Genomic DNA, 10,020 nt, shown 5'->3' on the forward strand with positions numbered 1-10,020 from the left:
AACCTTTGAGAACAATCTCAGAGGTTTTTTGCTTGCATATTTAGGATATGAGTTGCAAAATAAAAACATAGTGATATAATTAACATAACAATACCTAAGGAGGATTTACAATGAAAAAAATCACACTATTTGGTTTGTCTCTAGCAGGTCTAGCTTTACTGGCTTTTCCTCATTCGGGGCAGGCATTTGAGCTTAAAGAAGAATGGGTTGTTAAGTGTGGAGTGCAGTATCAAGATGGCAAGATTCTTCGGTTTAACAATGGTCATGAAGTGGATATCAAAGTCTTGGATTTGCCAAAAACTGAGAAAATCGAGTGGACGGTTAGTCTCGATGGTCAAGATCAGACAGTCAATTTTCTAGGTCAAGAAAAGGACAAGTCTATGATTGGTATAGAAGGGCGTTACCTGAATTTCTATGTTCCATATGGCTATAGAGGAGATATCAAGGTAGAAGCCAAGAGCGGAAACGAAGTGAAGACCTGGTCAACGAAAGTTGTGGATGATATTCATAATGATAGTGGAAAGAGAGGTTACTATCGTATTGAAGAATCAAACAATCAATACACTTACCTCGATGCTAAATGGGATTATCAAACCAAGACTTACACTGCTACCTTACCAGAGACTGTCAATGGTCAAAAAGTATATGCTTGGGCAGACTATGACAATAGTGAGTTGAAACTTGAAAAACTAAAATCTATCAGTCACAAATATGATGGAGGAGCTTTCAAAGAACTTTATCCCATTGTAAAAGCAGAAAGCTGGCTAAAATCAAACCAAAACTGGTACTATCAAAAACAAGGTCAATTAGTGCAGAAGGACTGGGTTTATGACAAGGGAACTTGGTACTTTATGAATGATAAAGGAGTCATGTTCAATCAAACTTGGCTCTATCTAGGTGACAACTGGTATGCCTTTAAATCATCAGGAGCTATGATTGCGAGTGACTGGATTTATGACCAAGGCAAGTGGTACTATTTATCAACTTCAGGAGCTATGAAAGCAAGCACTTGGGTTTATGATAAGGGAGAATGGTATTATGTAAGTTCTTCTGGTGTCATGCTAGCGAATGATTGGGTCAAAGATAATGGCAAGTGGTATTATCTAGCTTCATCAGGTAAGATGTTTCGCAATACCTACACGCCTGATGGTTACTACGTTGGTAACTCAGGCGCCTGGCAATAAGAATAATACTCTTCGAAAATCTCTTCAAACCAGGTCAGCTTTATCCACAACTTCAAACCAGTGTTTTGAGCTGACTTCGTCAGTTCTATCTACAACCTCAAAGCAGTGCTTTGAGCAACCTGCGGTTAGCTTCCTAGTTTGCTCTTTGATTTTTATTGAATATAAGAAGTCCTTTTCCTTAAAGGAAGAGGCTTTTTGCTTGCTTTTCTGCGGTTTCCTCATTTGTCCTAAAGCCTTTTTTGTGTTAAAATGAATGGTATGAAAGCTAAAAAAATGTGGATGGCAGGTCTGGCCCTGCTTGGTATTGGGAGCCTTGCCCTTGCTACGAAAAAAGTTGCAGATGACCGTAAGTTCATGAAGGCTCAGGAAGAGTTGACAGAGATTGTGCGAGACCATTTTTCAGATATGGGGGAAATTGTGACCCTCTATGTTCAAGTTTATGAAAGTAGTCTAGAACGACTTGTCGGAGGGGTTATTTTTGAGGATGGCCGTCATTATACCTTTGTCTATGAAAATGAAGACCTAGTCTATGAGGAGGAAGTCTTATGATACAACCAGCAAGTTTAGAAGAATTAGCATCTTTAGTGGAAAAAGATGGGAAGAAAGTCTTTCTTTTTGTAGCAGACTGGTGTGGCGATTGTCGTTATATCTATCCTGCCTTATCAGAAATTGAGGAGACCAATCCAGAGTTCACCTTTATTCGAGTGGATCGAGATCAGTACATGGATCTAGCTAAACTCTGGGATGTTTACGGGATTCCTAGCCTTGTTGTTCTAGAAAAAGACAAGGAAATTGGTCGTTTTGTTAATCGCGATCGTAAAAGCAAGCAACAAATTAACGACTTTTTAGCAGGACTGAAATAGGAGAAAATAGAAACAATGATTTTTACATATAACAAAGAACATGTCGGCGATGTCCTTATGGTCATCGTAAAAAATAGCGGAGATGCCAAACTAAATGTGGATCGCAAAGGAAAGGTAGCTCGTGTTTTCCTCAAAGATAATGGGGAAACAGTGGCGTGGAATATTTTCGAAGTTTCAAGTTTGTTTGAAATTGCAGAGCGCGGTCAAGTCTTTTTATCAGATGAGCAAGTCGCTCGTTTGAACCAAGAATTACAAACGGAAGGTTTTGCAGAGGAAATTGTCAATGACAAGGAGCCTAAGTTTGTTGTTGGTGAAATTGTCGAGATGGTAGCTCATCCAGATAGTGACCACCTTAACATCTGCCAAGTTGCAGTCGCAAGTGACAAGACAGTGCAAATTGTTGCTGGAGCACCTAATGCGCGTGTGGGGTTGAAAACCATTGTAGCTCTTCCAGGAGCAATGATGCCAAAAGGCAATCTCATTTTCCCAGGTGAACTTCGCGGTGAAAAGAGTTTTGGCATGATGTGCAGCCCTCGTGAATTGCATCTGCCAAATGCTCCGCAAAAACGTGGTGTTATCGAATTATCAGAAGACCAAGTTGTCGGAACTCCATTTGACCCAGCGAAGAACTGGACTGCTTAGGAACTTGTCAGTATCTGAATACACCAGATAGAAGGAAATAAGATGGCAAAAAATGTTGTGATTACAGGAGCGACCTCAGGAATCGGTGAAGCGATTGCGCGTGCTTATCTGGAGCAGGGTGAGAATGTCGTTCTAACTGGACGACGGATAGATAGACTAGAAAGCCTCAAGTCGGAGTTTGCAGAAACTTTTCCAAATCAAACAGTTTGGACCTTTCCGCTAGATGTGACGGATATGACCATGGTGAAGACTGTCTGCTCCGATATTTTGGAAACGATAGGGCAGATTGATATCTTGGTCAATAACGCTGGACTAGCTCTAGGTTTAGCACCTTATCAGGACTATGAAGAACTGGATATGTTGACAATGTTGGATACCAATGTTAAAGGTTTGATGGCAGTCACTCACTGTTTCTTGCCAGCAATGGTAAAAGCCAATCAAGGTCATATCATCAATATGGGCTCTACTGCAGGAATTTATGCTTATGCTGGTGCCGCTATTTACTCAGCTACCAAGGCAGCAGTTAAGACCTTTTCAGATGGTCTGCGAATTGATACCATCGCAACGGATATCAAGGTGACGACCATTCAGCCTGGAATTGTTGAAACAGATTTTTCGATGGTACGTTTTCACGGTGATAAAGAACGAGCAGCGTCCGTTTACCAAGGAATTGATGCCTTGCAAGCTCAGGATATTGCAGACACAGTAGTCTATGTGACCAGTCAACCTCGTCGTGTGCAGATTACAGATATGACCATTATGGCCAATCAACAGGCGACAGGTTTCATGGTTCATAAAAACTAAAAAATTTCCTCGAAAAGTTACAAATTTCTGTAACTTTTTTTGATTTCCTACGAATAGATAAGTAGGAGGAAGAAAATATGTATAATAAAGTTATTCTTATTGGAAGAATCGTTGCAGCACCAGAATTGCACAAAACCAACAATGACAAGTCAGTAGCGCGAGCAACCATCGCTGTGAACCGTCGTTACAAAGACCAAAATGGGGAACGCGAAGCTGATTTTGTTAATATGGTCCTTTGGGGCAGACTAGCAGAAACCTTGGCAAGCTACGCAACTAAGGGGAGTCTCATTTCAGTCGATGGAGAACTTCGTACCCGTCGTTTTGAGAAAAATGGTCAAATGAATTATGTTACCGAAGTACTCGTGACAGGATTCCAACTCTTGGAAAGTCGTGCTCAACGTGCCATGCGTGAAAATAACGCAGGTCAAGACCTAGCAGATTTGGTTTTGGAAGAGGAGGAATTGCCATTTTAATACTCTTCGAAAATCTCTTCAAACCACGTCAGATTCACCTTGTCGTAGGTATAGGTAACTGACTTCGTTAGTCTTATCTACAACCTCAAAACTGTGTTTTTAGCAGCCTGCGGCTAGTTTCATAATTTGCACTAGTATAAGTATTGAAAAGTCTGAGCTTGTCTCAGGCTTTTTATATTGAGAAAGTCAGACTTTTTTCTTGACTATTTCTGACCAAGTGATACAATAGAACTATGAATTAGCACTCAGATATAAAGAGTGCTAATAATATCTATCTCATTATGGAGGAAATCAGATGTTGAAACCATTAGGGGACCGTGTGGTCCTAAAAATCGAAGAAAAAGAACAAACTGTTGGAGGCTTTGTCCTTGCAGGCTCAGCCCAAGAAAAAACCAAAACAGCCCAAGTTGTGGCTACTGGACAAGGTGTTCGTACCTTGAACGGTGACTTGGTGGCTCCAAGCGTTAAGGCTGGAGACCATGTCTTAGTTGAAGCCCACGCAGGTCTTGATGTCAAAGATGGCGATGAAAAGTACATCATCGTAGGCGAAGCTAACATTTTGGCAATCATTGAAGAATAGAAGGAGAAAGTAAGTATGTCAAAAGAAATTAAATTTTCATCTGATGCTCGTTCAGCTATGGTTCGTGGTGTCGATATCCTTGCAGACACTGTTAAAGTAACCTTGGGACCAAAAGGTCGTAACGTCGTTCTTGAAAAATCATTTGGCTCACCCTTGATTACCAATGACGGTGTGACCATTGCCAAAGAAATCGAGTTGGAAAACCATTTTGAAAATATGGGTGCCAAATTGGTATCAGAAGTAGCTTCAAAAACCAATGATATTGCAGGTGACGGGACTACAACTGCAACTGTTTTGACCCAAGCAATTGTCCGTGAAGGAATTAAGAACGTCACTGCTGGAGCAAATCCAATCGGCATCCGTCGTGGAATTGAAACAGCAGTCGCTGCAGCAGTTGAAGCCTTGAAAAATAATGCCATCCCTGTTGCCAACAAAGAAGCCATCGCTCAAGTTGCTGCCGTGTCTTCTCGTTCTGAAAAAGTCGGCGAATACATCTCTGAAGCCATGGAAAAAGTTGGCAAAGACGGAGTCATCACTATCGAAGAGTCACGTGGTATGGAAACAGAGCTTGAAGTTGTAGAAGGAATGCAGTTCGACCGTGGTTACCTTTCACAGTACATGGTGACAGATAGCGAAAAAATGGTGGCAGACCTTGAAAATCCGTACATTTTGATTACAGACAAGAAAATTTCCAATATCCAAGAAATCTTGCCACTTTTGGAAAGCATTCTCCAAAGCAATCGTCCACTATTGATTATTGCGGATGATGTGGATGGCGAGGCTCTTCCAACTCTTGTTTTGAACAAGATTCGTGGAACCTTCAACGTAGTAGCAGTTAAGGCACCTGGTTTTGGTGACCGTCGCAAAGCCATGCTTGAAGATATAGCCATCTTAACAGGCGGAACAGTTATCACAGAAGACCTTGGTCTTGAGTTGAAAGATGCTACAATTGAAGCGCTTGGTCAAGCAGCGAGAGTGACTGTGGACAAAGATAGCACGGTTATCGTAGAAGGTGCTGGAAATCCTGAAGCCATTTCTCACCGTGTTGCGGTTATCAAGTCTCAAATCGAAACCACAACTTCTGAATTTGACCGTGAAAAATTGCAAGAACGCTTGGCGAAATTGTCAGGTGGTGTGGCGGTTATTAAGGTCGGAGCCGCAACTGAAACTGAGTTGAAAGAAATGAAACTCCGCATTGAAGATGCCCTCAACGCTACTCGTGCAGCTGTTGAAGAAGGAATCGTTGCAGGTGGTGGAACAGCCCTTGTCAATGTGATTCCAGCCGTGGCTGATTTGGAATTAACAGGAGACGAAGCAACAGGTCGCAATATTGTTCTTCGTGCATTGGAAGAACCTGTTCGTCAAATCGCCCACAATGCAGGATTTGAAGGTTCAATCGTTATCGATCGTTTGAAAAATGCTGAAGTTGGTACAGGCTTCAACGCAGCAACTGGTGAGTGGGTCAACATGATTGATCAAGGGATTATCGACCCAGTTAAAGTGAGTCGTTCAGCCCTACAAAATGCAGCATCTGTAGCAAGCTTGATTTTGACTACAGAAGCAGTCGTAGCCAATAAACCAGAACCAGTAGCCCCAGCTCCAGTAATGGATCCAAGCATGATGGGCGGCATGATGTAAGCTTTCTATAGAAAACACAAAAGGAGGGAATGCCTATTCCTCCTTTTTATGATGTTCATTTCTAAATTGATTTGAGCTCTCCTAACTTATATGATAAAATAAGACTAGAAAAAGGAGAAAAACATGATCGATGTAGAAGAAATTCTGAGCAAAATGAACCCCAATCAGAAAATTAATTATGACCGTGTCATGCAGAAGATGGTACAAGTATGGGAGAAAAATGAGCAACGGCCAACCATTCTCATACATGTTTGCTGTGCCCCTTGTAGTACTTATACACTAGAATATTTGACTAAGTATGCAGATGTGACCATCTATTTTGCCAATTCTAATATCCATCCCAAGGCAGAATACCATAAGCGTGCCTATGTGACTAAAAAGTTTGTCAGTGATTTCAATGAGCGAACTGGCAATAACGTTCAATACCTAGAAGCTCCCTATGAACCCAATGAATACCGTAAGTTAGTCAGAGGACTAGAAGAAGAGCCTGAAGGTGGCGACCGTTGTAAGGTTTGCTTTGACTACCGCCTGGATAAAACAGCGCAAGTGGCTATGGATTTAGGTTTTGACTACTTCGGTTCGGCTTTAACCATCAGTCCTCATAAGAATTCTCAAACCATCAACAGTATCGGAATCGATGTGCAAAAAATTTATACAACCCACTATCTTCCAAGTGATTTCAAGAAAAATCAAGGCTACAAACGTTCAGTGGAGATGTGTGAAGAGTATGATATCTACCGTCAATGTTATTGTGGATGCGTCTATGCAGCTCAAGCCCAGAATATTGATCTGGTTCAAGTTAAGAAGGATGCCACAGCTTTCTTGCTGGATAAGGATGTTGAAAAAGACTATTCCCACATCAAATTTACTGTTACGAAATTAGATATATAGAAATCACCCCAGCTGAAAAGCTGGTTTTTTTCAAATAAAAAAACCAGGGCTTTCACCCTAGTTTGACAACTTTACCGATTCTTTAGTTCTACATAGCGCTTGTACCAAATGTTTACATAGGCTTCTGAGAAAGGACCACGTCCATTGTTAATCCAATCAACAAGAATTTTGACATGTTCTTTTAAAATATAGTCCAAGTCATCAGAATAATTCATTTTGCGTTTGTGACGCTCATACTCCTCAACGTCCAAGAGACGTTTTTCCCCATCTGTAAAAATTTTAACATCCAAATCGTAATCAATATACTTCAGTGCTTCTTCATCCAGATAGTAGGGGCTAGCCATATTGCAATAGTAGGAAATTCCATTATCGCGAATCATGGCAATGATATTAAACCAATATTTCTTGTGAAAGTAAACAATAGCCGGTTCTCGAGTGACCCAACGACGACCATCACTTTCGGTAACCAGTGTATGATCGTTGACACCAATAATGGCGTTTTCTGTTGTTTTTAGTACCATGGTGTCCCGCCAAGTTCGGTGGAGACTCCCATCATGCTTATAACTTTGAATTGTAATAAAGTCGCCTTCTTTTGGAAGTTTCATAACTAACCAACTTTCTACAATTTATAAGTTTATCGTTTACTATTGTACCATAAAATTACCTAAAATCTGTGAATTTTACATGAAAATATTAAAGATATTCTCTAAGAGCGCTTGCTATATCCGAAAAATAGTAGCCCTTTCGTGCTAAAACTTGGGTTAAACGCTGTTTAAGTTCGTATCCTTCATATTTCCGAGCATACTTAGCATATTGCTTATCAAGTTCCCTGAAGATGAGTTCCTGAGTCGTTTCTTGGTCAACTTGACTATCCAATTGGTCAAAGGCAATTTTAGCATCAGAGTAGGAGAAGCCCTTGTTGGTCAGATTCTGGATAATCTTATCTTGCAAAGCACGAGATGGAAGTTTTCCTTCATATTTCTTCAATAGTTTATTGGCTACACGTTGAGCAACTTCCGAAGAATCAAATTCTTTCAAGGTCTCCTCTATAGTAGATTTTGAAATCCCTTTTTGTGTTAGTTTCTGAGTCAGTACATAAGGCCCCTTGTCTCCTGAAAGGTGATTAGCATTGATGATAGCATAAGCGTACTGATTATCATTAATCCACTTATCCTCTTTAAGATTAGCAATGACCTGAGAAGCTATGTTTTCATTGAAATCGTATTTTTTCAGATATTCTCTTACTTCTTTTTCAGTACGTGCTTTAAAGGATAGGTGGTAGAGGGCCAGATTCTTACCATAAGAAAATTGAGCAAAGTCCTGAATCTCTTTCAATTCCTCTTCGCTTATCATCTTATCTCTCGATAACATAAAACGAACAATTGTATCTTCGGTGATGTAGCATTTGTCATCATTATCAAGCTCCATCAGATAGAGTCTTTTTTTCTTTTCAAGTTTTGTGATTTTCATAGTTCTATTATAACTCAAAATGTGATAAGATAGGGATATGAATCTGAAAGTGAAACAAAAAATACCATTAAAAATCAAGCGCATGGGAATTAATGGTGAGGGAATCGGCTTTTACCAAAAAACGTTAGTCTTTGTACCTGGAGCTCTCAAAGGAGAAGATATCTATTGTCAGATTACTTCTATTAAACGTAACTTTGTTGAAGCAAAATTACTAAAGGTTAATAAGAAGTCTAAATTTCGAGTTGTACCAGCTTGTACTATTTACAATGAATGCGGAGGATGTCAAATCATGCACCTGCATTATGATAAACAACTGGAGTTCAAGACGGACTTACTTCACCAAGCGCTGAAAAAATTTGCCCCTGCAGGATATGAAAATTATGAAATTCGTCCAACTATCGGTATGCAGGAACCAAAATATTACCGTGCTAAGTTACAATTTCAGACTCGAAAATTTAAGAATCAGGTCAAGGCGGGCTTATATGCACAAAACTCTCACTATTTAGTAGAGTTGAAAGATTGCCTAGTACAAGACAAGGAAACCCAAGTGATTGCTAATCGTCTAGCAGAATTACTTACTTATCACCAGATTCCAATCACGGATGAGAGAAAAGTTCTAGGTGTTAGAACTATAATGGTTCGACGAGCAAGAAAGACTGGACAGGTTCAGATTATTATTGTTACAAACCGCCAGCTTAATTTAACCCTACTGGTAAAAGATTTAATTACAGATTTTCCAGAAGTTGTGACAGTAGCTGTTAATACAAATACAGCTAAAAGCAGTGAGATTTATGGAGAAAAGACCGAGATTATCTGGGGTCAAGAGAGTATTCAAGAAGGTGTTCTTGATTATGAATTTTCACTATCTCCTCGCGCTTTCTATCAACTAAATCCTGAACAAACAGAAGTCCTCTATAGCGAGGCAGTAAAAGCGCTAGATGTTAGTAAAGAAGACCATTTGATTGATGCTTATTGTGGAGTAGGTACAATTGGATTTGCCTTCGCAAAGAAAGTAAAGACACTCAGAGGTATGGATATTATTCCAGAAGCCATTGAAGATGCTAATCGAAATGCTAAAAGAATGGGATTTGATAATACACATTACGAAGCAGGGACAGCAGAAGAGATTATTCCTCGATGGTATAAGGAAGGCTACAGAGCAAATGCACTGATTGTGGATCCACCGCGTACAGGTCTGGATGATAAGTTATTAGACACTATTCTTGCATATGTGCCAGAAAAAATGGTTTATATTTCATGTAATGTTTCAACCTTAGCACGGGATTTGGTGCGTTTGGTAGAAGTCTATGATCTTCATTATATCCAGTCGGTCGATATGTTCCCGCATACCGCTCGAACTGAAGCTGTTGTAAAGCTGATTAAAAAAGCATAGTGTTTAAAGAGTTTGATATTGGGCTGAAATAGTCAAATTTAAAAAAGTCGAAAAAAATTTGTAAAAAGTTTAAAAAAGTAGT

At 39.9% G+C, this 10,020-nt stretch carries 12 protein-coding genes; 10 read left to right on the forward strand and 2 right to left on the reverse strand.

Annotated features, from left to right (window positions below):
* The first annotated feature begins 110 nt into the window (after nt 1–110).
* The 9 genes from HT731_RS01035 (at nt 111) to HT731_RS01075 (ending at nt 7,075) form a co-directional block, all read left to right on the forward strand.
* On the forward strand, nt 111–1,184 hold the full coding sequence (locus HT731_RS01035; protein ID WP_061759589.1) for an N-acetylmuramoyl-L-alanine amidase family protein: 1,074 nt from the start codon (nt 111–113) through the stop codon (nt 1,182–1,184).
* A 258-nt stretch (nt 1,185–1,442) separates the two neighbouring features.
* Complete coding sequence (locus HT731_RS01040) at nt 1,443–1,733, forward strand: DUF4651 domain-containing protein (protein WP_345889909.1); 291 nt, start codon at nt 1,443–1,445, stop codon at nt 1,731–1,733.
* Nucleotides 1,730–2,047: a thioredoxin family protein gene (locus HT731_RS01045; RefSeq protein ID WP_049524293.1), complete on the forward strand. Its 318-nt coding sequence runs from the start codon at nt 1,730–1,732 to the stop codon at nt 2,045–2,047. The genes HT731_RS01040 and HT731_RS01045 overlap by 4 nt, the downstream gene beginning before the upstream one ends.
* 15 nt (nt 2,048–2,062) lie before the next feature.
* Entirely contained in the window at nt 2,063–2,689 is a 627-nt protein-coding gene (gene ytpR / locus HT731_RS01050; RefSeq protein WP_173277280.1) for a YtpR family tRNA-binding protein, read from the forward strand.
* 42 nt (nt 2,690–2,731) lie between these two features.
* Complete coding sequence (locus HT731_RS01055) at nt 2,732–3,493, forward strand: SDR family NAD(P)-dependent oxidoreductase (RefSeq protein ID WP_033679740.1); 762 nt, start codon at nt 2,732–2,734, stop codon at nt 3,491–3,493.
* Nucleotides 3,494–3,570: 77 nt separating this feature from the next.
* Complete coding sequence (locus tag HT731_RS01060; protein ID WP_033679741.1) at nt 3,571–3,966, forward strand: single-stranded DNA-binding protein; 396 nt, start codon at nt 3,571–3,573, stop codon at nt 3,964–3,966.
* 295 nt (nt 3,967–4,261) lie between these two features.
* Complete coding sequence (gene groES, locus HT731_RS01065) at nt 4,262–4,546, forward strand: co-chaperone GroES (RefSeq protein WP_049494924.1); 285 nt, start codon at nt 4,262–4,264, stop codon at nt 4,544–4,546.
* Nucleotides 4,547–4,561: 15 nt separating this feature from the next.
* The gene (gene groL, locus HT731_RS01070) at nt 4,562–6,184 is read left to right on the forward strand and encodes a chaperonin GroEL (RefSeq protein ID WP_061759592.1); all 1,623 of its coding nucleotides are present in this window, start codon (nt 4,562–4,564) and stop codon (nt 6,182–6,184) included.
* A 123-nt stretch (nt 6,185–6,307) separates the two neighbouring features.
* Complete coding sequence (locus tag HT731_RS01075) at nt 6,308–7,075, forward strand: epoxyqueuosine reductase QueH (protein WP_173277282.1); 768 nt, start codon at nt 6,308–6,310, stop codon at nt 7,073–7,075.
* Nucleotides 7,076–7,146: 71 nt separating this feature from the next.
* Here HT731_RS01075 and HT731_RS01080 read toward each other — a convergent pair whose 3' ends face one another.
* Together HT731_RS01080 and recX are read right to left on the reverse strand one after the other, a co-directional pair.
* Nucleotides 7,147–7,680: a DUF402 domain-containing protein gene (locus HT731_RS01080; protein WP_000775316.1), complete on the reverse strand. Its 534-nt coding sequence runs from the start codon at nt 7,678–7,680 to the stop codon at nt 7,147–7,149.
* An 88-nt stretch (nt 7,681–7,768) separates the two neighbouring features.
* Entirely contained in the window at nt 7,769–8,545 is a 777-nt protein-coding gene (gene recX / locus HT731_RS01085; RefSeq protein ID WP_173277284.1) for a recombination regulator RecX, read from the reverse strand.
* A 37-nt stretch (nt 8,546–8,582) separates the two neighbouring features.
* Here recX and rlmD point away from each other — a divergent pair, with 37 nt between their 5' ends.
* Nucleotides 8,583–9,938, forward strand: a complete 1,356-nt coding sequence (gene rlmD / locus HT731_RS01090; protein WP_173277286.1) for a 23S rRNA (uracil(1939)-C(5))-methyltransferase RlmD — start codon at nt 8,583–8,585, stop codon at nt 9,936–9,938.
* Nucleotides 9,939–10,020 lie beyond the last annotated feature (82 nt).

The sequence above is a fragment of the Streptococcus sp. k-163 genome (genome assembly GCF_013277555.1).
Taxonomy (GTDB): domain Bacteria; phylum Bacillota; class Bacilli; order Lactobacillales; family Streptococcaceae; genus Streptococcus.

Excerpts from the sequence above, each read along its gene's own strand:
- HT731_RS01080 (WP_000775316.1), bottom strand. The coding sequence starts at position 7,680 with ATGAAACTTCCAAAAGAAGGCGACTTTATTACAATTCAAAGTTATAAG.
- HT731_RS01045 (WP_049524293.1), top strand. The coding sequence starts at position 1,730 with ATGATACAACCAGCAAGTTTAGAAGAATTAGCATCTTTAGTGGAAAAA.
- rlmD (WP_173277286.1), top strand. The coding sequence starts at position 8,583 with ATGAATCTGAAAGTGAAACAAAAAATACCATTAAAAATCAAGCGCATG.
- groL (WP_061759592.1), top strand. The coding sequence starts at position 4,562 with ATGTCAAAAGAAATTAAATTTTCATCTGATGCTCGTTCAGCTATGGTT.
- HT731_RS01040 (WP_345889909.1), top strand. The coding sequence starts at position 1,443 with ATGAAAGCTAAAAAAATGTGGATGGCAGGTCTGGCCCTGCTTGGTATT.
- HT731_RS01060 (WP_033679741.1), top strand. The coding sequence starts at position 3,571 with ATGTATAATAAAGTTATTCTTATTGGAAGAATCGTTGCAGCACCAGAA.
- HT731_RS01075 (WP_173277282.1), top strand. The coding sequence starts at position 6,308 with ATGATCGATGTAGAAGAAATTCTGAGCAAAATGAACCCCAATCAGAAA.
- HT731_RS01055 (WP_033679740.1), top strand. The coding sequence starts at position 2,732 with ATGGCAAAAAATGTTGTGATTACAGGAGCGACCTCAGGAATCGGTGAA.
- recX (WP_173277284.1), bottom strand. The coding sequence starts at position 8,545 with ATGAAAATCACAAAACTTGAAAAGAAAAAAAGACTCTATCTGATGGAG.
- ytpR (WP_173277280.1), top strand. The coding sequence starts at position 2,063 with ATGATTTTTACATATAACAAAGAACATGTCGGCGATGTCCTTATGGTC.
- groES (WP_049494924.1), top strand. The coding sequence starts at position 4,262 with ATGTTGAAACCATTAGGGGACCGTGTGGTCCTAAAAATCGAAGAAAAA.
- HT731_RS01035 (WP_061759589.1), top strand. The coding sequence starts at position 111 with ATGAAAAAAATCACACTATTTGGTTTGTCTCTAGCAGGTCTAGCTTTA.